The following is a 17,040-nucleotide window of genomic DNA, read 5'->3' on the forward strand; positions in this document are numbered from 1 at the left end:
GGGGCGTTTACGCAACATATGTCCAGCAAAACGGGTGGCAGCCGGTACGGCTACCACCCGTTTGCCTCGCATCTAGCCCAAAGCGGGCCGTCTACTTCTTAATGCCGCGTCCCAGGCGCTCAGCGACCGACGCCACGGCACTCTCGTCGACCGAGCCGCAGCTCACGCAGCCATCGTGGGCACGCATCTGGCCGGTGACTTCGTCCATCGCGAGCGGCGCCACCTTCTCAAGCTTAAAGCCCTTGCCGGCGCGCATGTTTTCCTTGGCCACGCTGATCATGAGCTTAATACGGTTGAGCTGGTTGACCTCGGACGCGCCGGGGTCGTAGTCCACCGCGACGATGTTGCTCTCGGGATGCTGACGGCGCAGCTCCTTGATCACAGCCTTACCTACCACGTGGTTGGGCAGGCACGCGAAGGGCTGCGTGCAGATGATGTTGGGCGCACCGTGGTCAATCAGGTCGAGCATCTCGGCCGTGAGCAGCCAGCCCTCGCCCATGTTGTTGCACACCGAGAGCACCGTGCGGGCCTTGTCGGCCATGGTGCCGATGCGCTCGGGCGCCTCAAAGCGGCGGGACTTTTCGAGCATCTCCTCCACCGGCGTGCGCATCCAGTCCACGAGCTTGATGAGCGCCTGCATACCAGCGCGCGTGGTAGCAGAGCTTCCCAGCTCGTCCTTCTGCAGCTCGGCGTTACTCATGGAGTACAGGAAGAAGTCGAGCAGGCCCGGCACCACAGCCTCGCAGCCCTCGCGCTCAATGACATCGACCACGTGGTTGTTGGCCGTGGGATGGAACTTGACCAGGATCTCGCCAACCACGCCCACGCGCGGCTTGGCGCCCTCGCCCACGAGCGGCATGGTGTCGAACGCGCGGATGGCCTCGCGGCACAGCTTGGTGTAGTTGTGCCTGTTGAACTTAGGCGCCAGCTTGCGGGCGCGCGCCATGTACTCCTCGTAGAGTGCGTTGGCGGCACCGGGCGTGGCCTCGTACGGACGGCAGCGGTAGAGCATCTGCATCATCACGTCACCAAAGAGCACCGCGTAGACTGCCTGCTTAAGCAGCGCCGGCGTAATCTTAAAGCCGGGGTTGTCCTCGCCGAGCGCCACGGCCGAAAGCGAGATTACCGGAATCTCGGGGTGGCCGCTCTCGCGCAGTGCCTTGCGGATGAGCGCGATGTAGTTGGTGGCGCGGCAGCCGCCGCCGGTCTGGCTGATAACAACGGCCGTCTTGGACAGGTCGTACCGACCGCTCTCGATGGCCTCCATAATCTGGCCCGTCACCAGGATCGACGGGTAGCAAATGTCGTTGTTCACATAGCGCAGGCCGGCCTCGACGGCATCGTGGTCGGTCGAGGGCAGCAGCTCCAAGTTGTAGCCAGCACCGCGGAACACCTCTTTGACCAGGTCAAAGTGGATCGGCGCCATCTGCGGGCACAGGATGGTGTAGCCCTCCTCGCGCATCTGCTCGGTAAAGGGCACCTTGGGCCACGCGGTCGATGCGCTCTCACGCTGCGCCTCGAACGTGTACTTGCGGCTCGCGAACGCGGGGGCATCCGTGGAGGGCGCCACCGGCGCGGCGTCACCCTGCTCGTAGGTCTCGCCCGCGGCCGTGGCCTCGGCCAGGCGCTCGGCCTCCTGGTCCTTGAGCGCGGCCATGAGCGAGCGAATACGGATACGCGCGGCGCCCAGGTTGGACACCTCGTCGATCTTGAGCACGGTGTAGATTTTGCCGCTGGCTTCCAGAATCTCCTGCACCTGGTCGGTGGTCAGGGCGTCCAAACCGCAGCCGAAGGAGTTGAGCTGAATCAGATCCAGGTCGTTGCGCATCGTCACAAAACGGGCGACGGCGTACAGGCGGCTGTGGTACATCCACTGGTCGACCACGCGGATGGGGCGCTCGGGCTTTACCAGGTGCGCGAGCGAATCCTCGGTAAAGACCGCAAAGCCAAAGCTCGAAATAAGCTCGGGCAGGGCATGGTTGATCTCGGGGTCGTTATGGTAGGGACGGCCGGCGAGCACGATGCCGTGACCGCCGTGGTCCTCGACCCACTTAAGGGCCTCCTCGCCCATGGTCTGGATGTCCTCGTGGAAACGCGCATCGGCCTCAAAGGCAGCGTTGACGGCGGCATCGACCTCGGAGCGCGTGATCTTGGGACCGCGCACGCGACCGCGACCGGCCTCAGCATCGGCCACCCGGTCGACGGCGAGCACCTGGTACAGACGGCGCTTGAGCTCGGTCTTGTCGTGATAGGGTACAAACGGATACAGGAACTCGATGTTCTGCTCGCGGATCTCGTCGATGTTGAGTGCCAACGCCGTGGGGTAGCTCATGACGATGGGGCAGTTATAGCAGTTGCCAGCCGTCGGATCTTCCTTGCGCTCCCAGCGCACGCACGGCATCCAGATGAAGTCGACATCGCGGTCGATGAGGTTCATCACGTGGCCGTGGCTCATCTTGGCCGGATAGCACACGCTCTCGGACGGCATGGACTCGATGCCCGCCTGGTAGGTCTTTTTGCTCGACTGGTCGGACAGCTGCACGCTAAAGCCCAGGCGCGTAAAGAACGCGTGCCAGAAGGGGTAGTTCTCGTACATGTTGAGCGCGCGCGGGATACCCACAGTGCCGCGGGGGGCCTCGTCGGGACTCAGGACCTCGCGGTTAAAGAGCAGCTCGTTTTTCTTTTTGAAGAGGTTGGGGGCCTCGGTCTTTTGCTTTTTGTGGCCAGCGCCCTTCTCGCAGCGGTTGCCGGTAATGAAGCGCCTGCCGCCGCCAAAGTCGTTGACGGTAAGCTGGCAGTTGTTGGAGCAACGGCCGCAGCGGACGTGCTTTTGCGTCACGGTGAGGTGCGCGATATCCTCGGCCGAAAGGATGGTCGAGGCGCCATCGGCGCCGGCGCGATCGCGGGCGAGCAGAGCAGCACCATAGGCACCCATGCAGCCGGCGATGTCGGGACGCACGGCATGTACGCCGGTGAGCTGCTCAAATGCGCGCAGCGTGGCATCGGACATAAAGGTGCCGCCCTGGACGATCACCTGGCTGCCGATCTCCTTGGGGTCGCGCAGCTTAATGACCTTGAACAGGGCATTCTTGATGACGGAATAGGACAGACCGGCCGCGATGTCGCCCACCGTGGCGCCTTCCTTTTGCGCCTGCTTGACGCGAGAGTTCATAAAGACCGTGCAGCGACTTCCCAGGTCGACCGGGGCCTTGGCATGGATGGCGGCATCGGCGAACGCGCGCACGTCCATGTTCATAGACACGGCGAAGCTCTCGATAAAGCTGCCGCAGCCCGACGAGCAGGCCTCGTTGAGCATGATGTGCTCGATAACGCCGTCCTTGACGCGCAGGCACTTCATGTCCTGGCCGCCGATGTCCAGAATGAACTCGACGCCGGGCAGGAACGCCTTGGCGCCGCGCAGGTGCGCGACAGTCTCGATCTCGCCGGAGTCGGCCTTGAGGGCCTCGATGAGCAGTGCCTCGCCGTAGCCCGTGGTAGTCACGTGGCCGATGGTGCAGCCGGCGGGAATGTGGTTGTAGAAATCGGCCATGATGACCTTGGCCGTGCCTAGGATGTCGCCGTTGTTGTTGCCGTACCAGGTGTGCAGCAGCTGACCGTCCTCGCCCACGAGCGCGGCCTTCATGGTGGTGGAGCCGGCGTCGATGCCGATGAACACGCGACCGGTGTAGCCGTCGAGCTTGCCCTTGGGAACGACTTCCTGGTCGTGGCGGGTCTTGAACTCGGCAAAGTCCTCGTCGGTGGCAAAGAGCGGATCCAGGCGCTCGACCTCGGCACCCTGCGTATCACCCAAGCTGTCGATGGCCTCGATGAGCTGCGGGAACGTGCTGAGCTTGTTGGACTCGTGCGCCATGGCGGCGCCGCTCGCCACAAACAGGTGGGCGTTTTGGGGCACGATACGGTGCTCCTCGTCCAGGTTGAGCGTGAGGTAGAAGCGGTGGCGCAGCTCGGAGAGATACTGCAGCGGGCCGCCCAGGAAGGCGACGTTGCCGCGGATGGGACGGCCGCACGCCAGGCCCGAGATGGTCTGGGTCACGACCGCCTGGAAGATGGAGGCGGCGACGTCCTCGGGGCGGGCGCCCTCGTTGAGCAGCGGCTGGACGTCGGTCTTGGCAAAGACGCCGCAGCGGCTGGCAATGGGATAGATGGTGGTGGCGTTGGCAGCGAGCTCGTTGAGGCCGCTGGCATCGGTGTGCAGCAGGGTTGCCATCTGATCGATAAACGCGCCCGTGCCGCCGGCGCAGGTGCCGTTCATGCGCTGCTCGATGCCGTTGTCGAAGTAGATGATCTTGGCGTCCTCGCCGCCCAGCTCGATGGCGACATCGGTGGCCGGGATGAGGGTCTCGACGGCACGCTTGCTGGCGATGACCTCCTGGACAAACTCCAGGTCGAGCCACTGGGACAGCAGCAGGCCGCCCGAGCCGGTAATGGCGCAGGTCATCTGAGCCGTCGGCAGCACGGTCGCAGCACCCTCGAACAGATCGCGGGCACAAGCGCGGACGTCGGTGTGGTGGCGCTGGTACTTGGCGTAGACGATCTGGTTGTCGTCGTTGAGCACGGCGAGCTTAACGGTGGTAGAGCCCACGTCGATGCCCAGGTGCAGGTTGCCACGAGCGTTCTCGGGGTTGAAGATCGCGCCTTCGGGAGCGTGGGCGGCGGTGGCGGCTACGGGCTCGGTGGCGGTGGCGGGCTCGCTAGCAACGGACGTCTCCCCTGCCGCGTTCTTGGCATCGGCAACTGCCTCGGCAACTTTCTCGGCAGCTGCGGTCGCGGCCTTCTGCGCGGCATCCACCACGGCGGGTGCAGCCTCACGCGCGGCAGCGACCATACGGTCCTTAATGCCCTCGACGAGTTTGCTCATTGTCTCTCCTCTTAGTTGTTGGACTCGACGGCTGCGGCGGTGTCGGCCGCGTCCTCGAGCTGCAGGTTCAATAGTTTCATGCCGTATTCCGGCACGTTGATATCGATGGGTTGGCCATACAGGTCACCAGGGCGCACAAAAGCGAGCACCGTCATAATGCGCGCCATGGCCTCAGGCGATTCGGTAAGCCCGCGCTCAAACCAGCGCTGAATCATGCCGACCTCGGCGCTCACGACGTAGGTGACGTAGTAGTCAAAAAACGTACCCAGCGCCAGGCCCAAAATGCCCGTCTGCGCACGAGGCACCACGGCCTCACGCGCGGTGTCGATAATCTTTTTAATGAAAGCCTGGTCGCCGCCCGGGCCCAGCAGCGATCCGATCAAATCGCGGTTGGCCGCAAGGTAGCGCAGCAACTCAACCGAACCGGGTGCCGGCTCAAGCTCATCGATGTTGTGATAGAGATCAGGCAGCTGAGCTGCGGTGATGAGCTCAATGCGCTCACGGATCTCGGCCAGTAAGCCATCCTCGATTTGATTGATAAAGTCGGGGATATCGCGGTAGTGCGAATAGAACGTGCGGCGCGTAAGGCCAGCGCGCTCGGTGAGCGACGCGACATTAATGCGCGAAAGGTCGCCGCTTTCGGCAAGCTCGCTAGCAAGTGCCTGGCGAAGGGCACGCTGCGAGCGAAGGGACCGGCGATCGCATTTCTCGAGCTGGGACAAGCGTCCTCCTTGTTACTCAGCCTGTGCGCTATTGCACAGTGCGAGTATTATTGCACACCGTGTGCATCAACACGTAAAGGCAATATTTTGGATGTGACGAAGGAACAGTCCCGTTGTCACATTATTCGATGACGGTGCGGGAGTTTTGCTTGCGCATGGTGGCGAGCATGTGTTTGGGGACGGCGTGGACCATGCAGCTGCCGATGGTCGCGCTCGCGGCGGCCTTAGCTGCATCGCTTGCGTTTTTGGTCGCGTAGCTGTGGCGGAAACGCTTGAGCATGGCGATGTCGTTGCCGCCGTCGCCGTAGACCGCGACCTCATCCTCGGCAATACCGTAGTAGCCCGCCAGCCAGGCCACGCTCTCGCCCTTGTTGCACGCCACGTCCGTGATCTCGAACATCACCGGATCGAACGGCGCGTTGACCACGCGGTCCGATCGCTCGGCCAAATATGCCTTAAGGTCGCGCTCCAGCTCGGGCGAGGTCACGCGGCAGTTGATCTTACACACATCGTGGCGCAGGATGTCGCCGATCGACTGATTGAAATACTGCTCCTCGTGATACCCGCCACGCGCGCGCATGCCGCGCATCACGATGCGCTTGATAGGGCTGTCCTTCTTAAAACCCGCCTGGTGCATCTCGAACGAACCGCTCGAGAACATGCCGTCGGGCGTGGAGCAATCAAAGCAAATGTCCGGGAATGTCTTGAGCAGCTCCTCGGTAACCTGCGGGTCGATGGTCCAGGTCTTGAGCACCTCACCATGGCTGTCACGCACGATGGATCCGTTGGAGCAGCAGGCGTCGAGTGCCAGACCTGTAAAGCCATGCTCGCCGATCGGCAGCGTCGAGCGTCCGGTCGCGGGAACCACATGCAGGCCGGCCTCGGTCAGCTCGCGAATGGCACGGCGAATGGTCCCGTCTGCCTCGTGCAGGGCATTCAACAGCGTTCCGTCTAAGTCACTCGCAAACATCTTGATCATGGGCATGCCTCTCCTTCGTCTGCACGATATTGTAGACGAGAACGGGCGCACCCCAAGAGAGGCACGCCCGTCAGGCGAAAGATTGTCCTACACCGCGGCGGGGCCGTGTTCGCCGGTACGGATGCGGATGACCTCCTCGACCGGCTCGACCCAAATCTTGCCGTCTCCAACGGCACCGGTGCGAGCAGCATTGCAGATAATCTCGACAATTCCGTCGACATGCTCATCGGCGCAGATAAGGGTGAACTGTACCTTAGGGATCGTGTTGACAAGCAACTCGTTGCCGCGCACGTATTCCTTCCAGCCATGCTGCGCGCCACAGCCCTGCACCTGGTTGATAGTCATGCCACGAACATCAGCAGCAAACAACGCATCTTTGAGAACCTCAAGCTTTTCCTGGCGCACGATAGCCGTGATCTTTTTCATAATGAATTCCTCTCAATAATCAACGTATCCCTTTACATGAGATGCGGGTTTCCCAGGTGTCGCAAACCAACCTCAGAGATCAAAAAGTTCAACTGACTGGTCTTAGCAGGTTTCCCAAGTGCCGCAGATTGCCGTGAAAGAGGAGCGAAGCGTACTTAAGTACGTGAGCGACGATTGAACGGCAAGGTGCGGTGCTTGGGGAAGCTGCTAGTCAAGTCCCGAGAAGGAGGGATATGCGCTCTCGCCGTGCTGACTCGCATCCAGGCCCAGCGCCTCGTCAGCCTCGTCCACACGCAGGCTGCCATGGAACAGCGCCTTGACCACCGCGGCGATCACCAAGTCGAGCACCAGCACAAGAGCGACCGTAACCACAATGCCCAAAATCTGCGAGATGAGCAGCGACACGTCGCCCGTGTAGAGCAGGCCGCCCTTACCGGTCCACGAGAGCTCCGGCACGCAGAACAGGCCCGTGAGCACGCCGCCCAAGATGCCGCCGATACCATGGCAGCCAAACGCGTCGAGCGCATCGTCATAACCAAACTTGGTCTTGAGATGACTGATAGCCAGGTAGCAGACGGGCGACACGATCAGGCCCATGACCAGTGCCGCCCACGGCTCGACAAAGCCCGCACCCGGCGTAACCATCACAAGGCCCGCAACCAGACCGGTACTGGCGCCCACCAGCGTGGGGCGACCGGTATGCACGCGCTCGACGGCAAGCCACGAGACCATGCCCGCCGCGCTGGCCGTCACGGTGTTGAGGATGGCGAGCGCCGCCACGGCGTCGGCCTTAAACTCGCTACCGCCGTTAAAGCCAAACCAGCCAAACCAAAGCAGACCGGCGCCCAGCGCCACAAACGGCACGTTATGCGGACGGTAGCTCACCATGCCAAAGCCGCGACGACGGCCGAGCATTAAGCAGAGAATCAGGCCGGTAAGACCGGACGAAATGTGCACCACGTCGCCGCCGGCAAAGTCGAGCGCGCCGATAATGTCACCGATAAAGGAGCCATCGCCGCCCCAAACCATGTGGGCAAGCGGCGCATAGACCACAAGCAGCCAAATGCCCAGGAAGGCCGTCATGGCACCAAACTTAACGCGGCCGGCCAGGCTGCCCGTGACGATAGCGGCCGTGATCATGGCAAACGCCATCTGGAAGGCGATGTTGATGATCTGGGGGTAGACGGCACCGTCTGCGGCATTGCCCTCGGCCGCCTGCAGCACCTGGCTGAGCACCGGCAGGCACAGCAGCTGGTCGAAGCCGCCAATAAACGGGCTGGAACCGTCGCCGCCGTAGGCCAGCGACCAGCCGGCAACAATCCACAGCACACCAACCAGACCAATGGCGCCAAAGCACATGAGCATAGTGTTGATGACATTTTTGCGCCTGGACAGGCCGCCATAGAAAAACGCCAGACCCGGTGTCATTAAAAACACGAGCATGGTGCAGATGAGCATAAACGTTGTCGATCCCGTATCGTACATTCGCTCCCCCTTGGTCGCATGGACGTTGTCGGCGCCCATAATGCGGCCGAGGGGCAACTGGTGTAGACCAGATACGGCGTTGTTAAACGCTGCGTTGTCGAATGGAAACGGTGCCGCAATCTTGGAAACGGCGCGGCAACGAGCGCGAAACGAACGGGAAATGCGCGAGCAAGGGAGCCGTGGGCGCGCCCGTCCCGGCTAGCGCCGAAACAGTTCGTGGGCGCGGTCGCGGAGATTAGTTGCTCGAATGACACCTTCGTAGCGATTAATGCGCAGACGCGGGAAGGCGTTAAAGAAGCGTAGGTCGCGGCGGCTGAGTGACACGCTCGGCACCGGACGGCCCATGCGCTTGCCGGCAAGGCGACGACTGAGCGACGGACGCGGCATGTTCGGCGCGGCATCGGCCACGCGGCGGGCAGCGAGCGCCAGGCCGCGAGCACCATCCGAGATAAACGTCGGCATCGAAGCCTTCTCGCGCAGGGCATCGAGCGCGGCGTCACCCAGCTCGGCTAGCCACGCGTTAACGGCACGGCTACGGATGTGCGTCTGTGCCACCGAGTCAATCGTAGAATCGGGAATACGTTCGAGCATTGAGTCCGAGGCATCGGCAAGCGACTCATTGATGCGGTCGGCAAGGTCGGCCCGGACGCGCTCCAGCTGATCAGACAGACGCCGCCAGCTCGCCAACGAGCACACCGCGTCGACCATCATCGCGACCGCGACGATAAAGGCGGACAGTCGCACAATCAGCACCGGCAGATGGCCAAGCAGCCCCAGCAATGCCGGCTCCACTAAACGGCAAATACACAACGCACCCAAGCCAAACGCGCAGGCCCAGTACAGACAGATGCGTCCGTGCAGGTTAAACGGCAGGTGCGAGTAATCCCAAAAGCGAGCGCCCGTTGTTTTTTCCAGCAGCACGCCCACGCTGTACTCAATCACGCTGCATACGAGCGCTGCAGCGACAAACTGGCTCGAGGCATCCGGAATCCCGCGCAACAGCAGCCAGCAGGCAATGCCGCCCACACCATAGATGGGACAACACGGCCCCAGCAAAAAGCCACTGTTGGCAAATCGTCCGTGATTGAGCATGGCGCATACTGTCGACTCCCATGCCCAACCGCAAAACCCGTAAAAGGCAAACGAGAGCACCAGTGCCGAGAGTGGGCAGGCGGCAAGCGTCGCGCCGCAAAACGCCATATCAATCGCGGTCCCCACCGTCTACCCTCTCCTCTTTTCGCTCGATGCTTTACTCACGCTATCGTCCGTCTCGTCCTTGCGCGGCAGGCGGCCGGCGACCGTCTCACGCAGAGCACACCATTTATCCGCCAGGCAAACAATCCACGCCTCGCGACACGTCGGCGGCACCGGCACCAGCGGAAACATATGCCGCACGATAATATTCCGCTCGCGCGGCGTCAGCTCAAAATCTTCCTCGGCACGCGCCAGAGCAAAAAATGGATGCCGGAATCCGTGCAGTCGATGGCTCGGGTCGGGATCGTGCCAGTCATAGAGAAAGTAGTCGTGCAGCAAGGCCCCGCGCAGCAACGAAGCACGGTCGACCGAAATGCCAGCACGGCCCAAGCGCTCGGCAAAGGACAGGCTCGCCCGCGCCACCGAGATCACATGCGCATACACCGTCACATCGCCATGCTGGATAAACTCGCGCGTCAGGTCCAAACGGCCCGCCTGTGCCAGTTGACGGGCAGCATGGTCTACTTCGCACGCGATTTTCTCGGCACGAACGGCATCGGACATGCTGCCTCCTTCCGGCGGCTCATGGCGGCAAGCCACGGCCTGTGCACAATCGATAAAATCATCATGGAACACATCAGTATGGCATCGGACAAAACGTTTTGCCCCACCAGTTGGCGAATTACCGCGCCGCCGTCACATATCAAACGCCAAAATGTGCGAGACTGTCTTGTGCAATTGTGTCGGCCGAGGGAGCGCCGGCGCTCGATTCGCATGGAGTAACCCACAACGATGCTGCTTACGCAAACGACAACGCCCGAGGACGTCAAGGCTCTTAATCGTGCCGAGCTCCCGCAGCTCTGCGACGAGATTCGCCACGCCATCCTCGAAAGCTCCGCCGCCGTCGGCGGGCACGTTGCCCCCAACCTGGGCGTCGTTGAGCTCACGGTCGCGCTCCATCGCGTGTTTAACTCCCCCACCGACAAAATTGTCTTTGACGTGTCGCACCAGACCTACGCCCACAAGGCGCTGACTGGGCGCGCGTACACTTATATCGATCCGGAGCGTTATGGTGAGGCTTCTGGCTTTGCCAATCCCGACGAGTCCGAGCACGACCTGTTTGCCATGGGTCATACCTCGACCTCGGTGAGCTTGGGCTGCGGCCTTGCCCACGCGCGCGACCTGGCGGGTGACACGTATAACGTCATTACCGTTATTGGCGACGGTTCGCTTTCGGGCGGCCTGGCGTTTGAGGGCTTTAACAATGCCGCCGAGCTCGACAGCAACCTGATCATCATCGTCAACGATAACGACCAGTCCATCGCCGAAAACCACGGTGGCCTGTATCGCAATTTGGCCGAGCTGCGCGCTAGCAATGGCGCTACCGAGCACAACGTTTTCCGCGCGCTGGGCCTCGATTATCGCTATCTGGACGCCGGTAACGATGTCCAAGCGCTGGTCGATACGCTGCAGGAGCTGCGCGATATCGATCATCCCATCGTGCTGCATGTCTCCACCGCCAAGGGCAAGGGCTTTGAGCCAGCCCAGAGCGACCCCGAGCACTGGCATCATGTGGGGCCCTTCGATATGGCAACCGGCCGCAAACTTTGCCCGGGCCACCCGAGCGAGCCCGCACCGCGCACCTATGCCGATATTACGGGCGAGGTCCTGAGCGCTGCCATCGAGCGCGATCCACAGGTTGTGGGCATCACGGCCGCAACGCCCTACATCATGGGCTTTACGCCCGAGCTTCGCGCCGCGGCAGACAAGCAGTTTGTCGACGTGGGCATTGCCGAAGAGCACGCCGTCACCTTTGCCACCGCACTCGCCAGCGCCGGCGCCAAGCCGGTCTTTGGCGCGTACGGCACGTTTTTGCAGCGCGCCTACGACGAACTGTGGCACGACCTGTGCCTCAACGACGCCCCCGCAACCATCCTGGTGTTTGGCGCGTCGATCTTTGGCACCACGTCCGAGACGCATCTCTCGTTCTTTGATATTTCCATGCTGGGCGGACTTCCCAACATGCACTACTTGGCGCCGGCCTGCATGGAGGAATATCTGTCCATGCTGAGCTGGTCGCTCGACCACCGCGAGCATCCCGTAGCGATTCGTGTACCGGGCATCGGCCTGGTAAGCCGTCCCGACCTTGCACCCGCCGAGGGCGCCGATTACAGCGCCGTTCGCTACAACGTGGTGCGCCAGGGTCACGACGTTGCCGTGCTCGCGCTTGGCGATTTCTTTGAGCTGGGCGAGCGCGTGGCAAACCGTCTGGCTGCCGAGTACGGTATCGAGGCCACGCTCGTCAACCCGCGCTTTGCAACCGAGCTCGACCACGAGTTCCTCGACAGCCTTGCCGCCGAGCATCGCGTTGTCGTCACCCTCGAGGACGGCATCTTAGACGGCGGCTGGGGCGAGCGCGTGGCGTGCTACTTGGCCTGCACACCGGTGCGCACCCGCACCTTTGGCATCGCCAAGGGCTTCCCCGACCGTTACGACCCCAACGAGCTGCTTGCCCAGAACGGCATGACGGTCGAGAACATGGCCGCCGAAGCCGTAAGGCTACTCAACGAGTAAAAAACCTCCGCAAGGGAAGCACCCCTGCGGAGGTTTTTGTTTTCGCGGCGCGATTATCTCGATCCGTAACACCTAGGGCCCGAATTCCCGTCTAACTGTTACAGATCTAGACATTCAAATCCCCCCTAAGGAGAAAATCTCGATCTGTAACAGTTAGAACCCATTTCCTCGTCTACCTGTTACAGATTGAGACATTCGAATTCCCCTGAAGAGAAAATCTCGATCTGTAACAGTTACTCGGCAAAAACGGCTGCAGATGTTACAGATTGAGACAGAACACTAAGGCATGCCGCCGCACCGGCCAGAACCACCACAAAGGTGCCTGTCCCTTTTTGGTAGGTAGAATTACCCATAAGACAAGTATGTTTCTGAGTTATTTCGTGTTGACCCATTTGAGCGCGATAGGGTATAACTCTACTCAACCGCTAGGGATTTTATTGAGAAAGGTGTTCTACCATGAGCAAGAACCTCTCCCAGCAGGTCGTTCTCGACCGCCGCGGCTTCGTTGCCGCCACCTTCGCAACCGTCGCCGGCCTTGGTCTTGCCGGCTGCTCCGACACCAGCGCCGAGGCCGACAAGGGTTCCGCCGCCGGTTCCTCCAAGAGCTCCGAGGATACCGAGGTTTCCACCACGCTCGATGCCAAGGCGTTCGACAAGCTCGTCAACGACGGCCCCAAGGCCGATGACGATGCTATCGCTGCCAGCACCTGGGCCACGGCCGTCAAGGACGCCGGCGTCTTTAAGATCGGTGGCGTTCAAACCTCCACGCTCTTCTCCCTCCTCAACGAGAAAGACGGTCAGACCCGCGGCTTCGATGCCGGCATCGCACAGCTCCTGTCCAACTACATTCTGGGCGAGAACAAGGTCGAGATCACCCAGGTGACCTCGGACACGCGCGAGTCCGTCCTGCAGAACGGCCAGGTCGACGCCGTCTTTGCCACCTACACCATCACTGACGAGCGCAAGAAACTCGTCTCCTTTGCCGGCCCCTACTACTACACCCAGCAGGCCATCCTGGTGCTCGCCGATAACGACGACATCAAGAGCGTCGACGACCTGGCCGACAAGAACGTCGCCGTCCAGTCCGGCTCCAACGGCCCCGCCATCTTGGAAGAATTTGCCCCCAAGGCCAGCCAGCAGGAGTTCAAGACCGACGAGGAGGCCCGCCAGGCACTCCAGCAGGGCCGCGTTGACGCCTACGTCATCGATAACAACATGCAGCAGAGCGCCCTGGTTCGCGAGCCCGGTAAGTACAAGATTGCCGGCAAGCCCTTCGGCAGCAAGGAGCCCTATGGCATCGGCCTGCCGCTCGATTCCGACGGTGTCGCCTTCGTTAACGACTTCCTTAAGAAGATCGAGGACGATGGCACCTGGACCGAGCTGTGGCAGATCTGCATCGGCGACCGTACGGGCGACACCAATGTTCCCGAGCTGCCCGAGATCGGCGCCTAGGCAGCGAGTCTAGTAACGGCCGCAACGAAACCATACGGAAACGCATGATGCGCTTTATTGCGGTAAACTGTTTCCTCACTGAGTTGTCGGGGCTTCCGTACACGCGGGAGCCCCTTTCCTTATCGGCAGGAGGTCCGCATGAGTCTCTCCGAACTCTGGTCACTCTATGGCCAGAACTATATCGACGCGCTGCTAGCAACCTGGGGTATGACGCTTGAGTCGTTTGTCATCGCCATGGTGCTGGCCGTCGCCGTCACCGTGATGCGCGTGTCGCCGCTCAAGCCGCTGCGCGTCTTTGGCGACCTGTATGTCCAGGTCTTCCGTAACATCCCCGGCATCGCGCTGCTCATCATCGTCGTCTACGCGCTGCCGCCGCTCAAGGTCATCCTGCCCTACCGCACCTGCGTTATCGTCGCCACGGTTCTTTTGGGCTCGGCCTTTGGTTCCGAGAACTTTATGAGCGGCATCAACACCGTTGGCGTCGGCCAGGTGGAAGCCGCACGTTCGCTCGGCATGAGCTTTAACCGCATCCTCGCCAAGATCGTGATTCCGCAGGCGCTGCGCTCGAGCGTGCTGCCCATGACCAACCTCTTTATCGCCGTCATGCTCACTACCGCCTTGGGCAGCCAGGTGCCGCTTAAGCCGCAAGAGCTTACCGGCGTGGTGAGCTATATCAACACGCGCTCACTTGGCGGCGTCGCCGCGTTCTTTATCTCGGCACTCGGCTACCTGGGCACGGCCTTTGTGGTGAGCCACATTGGCAACTATATCGATAAGAAGGTGAGGATCCTCCGATGAGCAAGCATTCCTCCCCTGCACTTACCATGCGCGATGCGCTCTACGAGGCTCCCGGCCCCAAGATGCGCGCCAAGATTCGCATCGGCACCGCCATCTCGCTTGTTGCCGTCGCCGCGCTCGTCGTCCTGGTACTGCAGCGCTTTTATGTGACCGGCCAGCTTTCGGTCCACTATTGGTATTTCTTTACGCACCTCACCACCTGGAAGTTCCTGCTTGCCGGCTTTGAGGGCACCGTTAAAGTCGCACTCACCGCCGGCGCCATCGCGCTGGTGCTGGGCTTAGCCCTTATGCTCGGCCGTACCAGCGACATTAAGCAGCTGCAGCTGGTCTGCCGCGTGCTCACCGATTTCTTCCGCGGCGTACCGAGCCTCCTGTTCATCTACTTCTTCTTTTTGGTGCTGCCCCAGTACAAGATTGCGCTGCCGTCGTTTTGGATGCTCACGCTTCCTGTCGCGCTCGCTGCAGCCGGCGTACTTGCCGAGATCTTCCGTGCCGGCGTCAACGCCGTACCGCGCGGGCAGGTCGAGGCGGCCCAGGCGCTCGGTCTCTCCAAGGCTAAAATCACCTTTAAAATCGTATTGCCCCAGGCGATTCGGTTTATCATTCCGTCGTTGATCTCACAACTTGTAGTCGTAGTCAAGGACACCACCGTCGCCTATGTGGTGAGCTATCCCGACCTGATGCAAAATGCCCGCGTGCTCATTACCAACTACGACGCCCTCGTGTCGGTCTACCTGGTAATCGCGGTCATCTATATCCTCATCAACGTCGCGATTAACAAGGCCGCTGTCTACGTTTCGCACAAGACCGGCGCGACCATCATCCGCTAACGCTTTACCATTTCGAGTCATAAGGAGCCGAGCATCATGGCACAGAGCACTTCTTCCACCGGCAATCAGCCGCTGATCGAGCTCAAACACGTCGATAAGCACTATGGCGACCTGCACGTCCTCAACGACATCAATCTCTCGGTCGACCGCGGCGAGGTCGTCGTGGTGATTGGCCCCTCGGGCTCGGGCAAGTCGACCATGTGCCGCACCATCAACCGCTTGGAGACCATCGACTCGGGCGAGATCCTCATCGAGGGCGAGCCCCTGCCGCAGGAAGGTAAGGATCTTGCCCGCATGCGTGCCGAGCTGGGCATGGTGTTTCAGCAGTTCAACCTGTTTGCACATATGACCGTACTGCAGAACGTCATGCTGGGGCCGGTCGACGTGTTGGGCGTCTCCAAGGATGAGGCCCGCGAGCGCGCCATGGACCTGCTTGGCCGCGTGGGCGTTGCCGAGCAGGCCGACAAGGTACCCGCGCAGCTCTCAGGCGGTCAGCAGCAGCGCGTGGCCATCGCCCGTTCGCTCGCCATGCAGCCCAAGGCCATGCTTTTTGACGAGCCCACGAGCGCCCTCGATCCCGAAATGATCAACGAGGTGCTCGAGGTCATGGTTCGCCTGGCCCAGCAGGGCATGACGATGATCGTCATTACGCACGAGATGAACTTTGCCCGCCGCGTGGCCGATCGCGTCGTCTTTATGGCCGACGGCCAGATCGTGGAAACCGGCACGCCCGACGAGTTCTTCGACCACCCCCAGACCAAGCGCGCCCAGGACTTCCTCAACTCCATCAAGGGCCACTAACCCAATTGCCATGTTCGCTCGCCATGACCATCCAGACTCGAAAGTTACACCTATGATCGGAACTCGCACTTCATCGTCATACACCCCGCACGTCGACGTCGCCCCCGCCGACCGCCCACTCATCCTCGTCGCGCCGCGCTGGGAAGAGGCAGAGCCGTTTTTAACCGAGATGCTCTCCCCCAACGAGGAAATCGCAAGTGTCTTTGTCGATGCCATCCTTGCCGCTGGCGGCCTGCCGTTGCAGATGTCCATCACCGAGGACATTGAGGTCATCCGTCATTACGTCGATATCGCCGACGGTATCGCCATTCCCGGCGGCCCCGATGTCAATCCCAAACGTTGGGGCGATGATCGACCCTACGACCCCACCCTCTGCTGTGAGATCCGCGATAGCTTTGAGTTTAAGCTGGTCGACGAGGTACTTCGCGCCAAGAAGCCGCTCTTTACCACCTGCCGCGGCACGCAGCTGCTCAATGTCGCCACTGGCGGCACCCTGTGCATGGACGTGCCGAGCCTGGGCGCTCGCGAGGGCCGCACGCAGTGGCGCCATACCCACGTGCTCAACGACCCCGTGCATCCCGTCGAGGTTGTGCCGGGCTCGCTGCTCGAACGCGCGGTTGGCGGGCACAGGCTGATCCAGACCAACTCGGCACATCACTGCTGCGTCGATCGTCTGGGTAAAAGCACACGCTTGGTCGCCAAGGCAACCGACGGCGTTCCCGAGTGCATCGAAGTCGAAGGCCAGCCGTTCTGCCTGGGCGTGCAATGGCATCCCGAGTACACCTGGCAGACGCTCGAGACCGACTTTAACCTGTGGAAGTCGTTTGTCGAGGCGGCAGCCAAGGTAAAGCAGGCTCGCTAGTTCACGGACAGCACAACACAAAAGGGCGCCCCGCCGGC

At 61.5% G+C, this 17,040-nt stretch carries 13 protein-coding genes; 6 read left to right on the plus strand and 7 right to left on the minus strand.

The window, feature by feature from the left end; genetic code table 11:
* Positions 1-91 precede the first annotated feature (91 nt).
* The 7 genes from ABHU32_RS01560 to ABHU32_RS01590 form a co-directional block, all read right to left on the minus strand.
* Positions 92-4,879, minus strand: a complete 4,788-nt coding sequence (locus ABHU32_RS01560; RefSeq protein WP_346978605.1) for an acyl-CoA dehydratase activase-related protein — start codon at positions 4,877-4,879, stop codon at positions 92-94.
* Positions 4,880-4,890: 11 nt separating this feature from the next.
* A complete protein-coding gene (locus ABHU32_RS01565) occupies positions 4,891-5,601 on the minus strand; it encodes a TetR/AcrR family transcriptional regulator (RefSeq protein WP_346978607.1) in 711 nt (236 codons plus the stop codon).
* Between the two features lie 121 nt (positions 5,602-5,722).
* Positions 5,723-6,580, minus strand: coding sequence for an HAD-IIB family hydrolase (locus tag ABHU32_RS01570; RefSeq protein WP_346978609.1), 858 nt, complete (start codon positions 6,578-6,580; stop codon positions 5,723-5,725).
* 87 nt (positions 6,581-6,667) lie between these two features.
* Positions 6,668-7,006 (minus strand): P-II family nitrogen regulator, encoded by a 339-nt coding sequence (locus ABHU32_RS01575; RefSeq protein ID WP_089572298.1) that lies wholly within the window; start codon positions 7,004-7,006, stop codon positions 6,668-6,670.
* Positions 7,007-7,213: 207 nt separating this feature from the next.
* Positions 7,214-8,491, minus strand: coding sequence for an ammonium transporter (locus ABHU32_RS01580; RefSeq protein WP_346978611.1), 1,278 nt, complete (start codon positions 8,489-8,491; stop codon positions 7,214-7,216).
* 198 nt (positions 8,492-8,689) lie between these two features.
* Complete coding sequence (locus ABHU32_RS01585; RefSeq protein WP_346978613.1) at positions 8,690-9,709, minus strand: putative ABC transporter permease; 1,020 nt, start codon at positions 9,707-9,709, stop codon at positions 8,690-8,692.
* A 3-nt stretch (positions 9,710-9,712) separates the two neighbouring features.
* Positions 9,713-10,249: an HD domain-containing protein gene (locus tag ABHU32_RS01590; protein WP_346978615.1), complete on the minus strand. Its 537-nt coding sequence runs from the start codon at positions 10,247-10,249 to the stop codon at positions 9,713-9,715.
* A gap of 228 nt (positions 10,250-10,477) precedes the next feature.
* On the opposite strand from ABHU32_RS01590, the gene ABHU32_RS01595 reads away from it, so the two are divergent.
* From ABHU32_RS01595 to ABHU32_RS01620, 6 genes are all read left to right on the plus strand, one after another.
* A complete protein-coding gene (locus ABHU32_RS01595; protein ID WP_346978617.1) occupies positions 10,478-12,259 on the plus strand; it encodes a 1-deoxy-D-xylulose-5-phosphate synthase in 1,782 nt (593 codons plus the stop codon).
* 456 nt (positions 12,260-12,715) lie between these two features.
* Entirely contained in the window at positions 12,716-13,711 is a 996-nt protein-coding gene (locus tag ABHU32_RS01600; RefSeq protein ID WP_346978619.1) for a glutamate ABC transporter substrate-binding protein, read from the plus strand.
* A 138-nt stretch (positions 13,712-13,849) separates the two neighbouring features.
* Positions 13,850-14,509 carry an amino acid ABC transporter permease gene (locus ABHU32_RS01605; protein WP_346978621.1) on the plus strand — a complete coding sequence of 220 codons (660 nt, stop codon included), beginning with the start codon at positions 13,850-13,852 and terminating at the stop codon, positions 14,507-14,509.
* A complete protein-coding gene (locus ABHU32_RS01610; RefSeq protein ID WP_346978623.1) occupies positions 14,506-15,339 on the plus strand; it encodes an amino acid ABC transporter permease in 834 nt (277 codons plus the stop codon). The genes ABHU32_RS01605 and ABHU32_RS01610 overlap by 4 nt, the downstream gene beginning before the upstream one ends.
* A gap of 36 nt (positions 15,340-15,375) precedes the next feature.
* On the plus strand, positions 15,376-16,140 hold the full coding sequence (locus ABHU32_RS01615) for an amino acid ABC transporter ATP-binding protein (protein ID WP_117840240.1): 765 nt from the start codon (positions 15,376-15,378) through the stop codon (positions 16,138-16,140).
* Between the two features lie 52 nt (positions 16,141-16,192).
* The gene (locus tag ABHU32_RS01620) at positions 16,193-17,002 is read left to right on the plus strand and encodes a gamma-glutamyl-gamma-aminobutyrate hydrolase family protein (protein WP_346978626.1); all 810 of its coding nucleotides are present in this window, start codon (positions 16,193-16,195) and stop codon (positions 17,000-17,002) included.
* The last annotated feature ends 38 nt before the right edge of the window (positions 17,003-17,040 follow it).

Source organism: Collinsella aerofaciens (assembly GCF_039758965.1).
Taxonomy (GTDB): domain Bacteria; phylum Actinomycetota; class Coriobacteriia; order Coriobacteriales; family Coriobacteriaceae; genus Collinsella; species Collinsella aerofaciens_BR.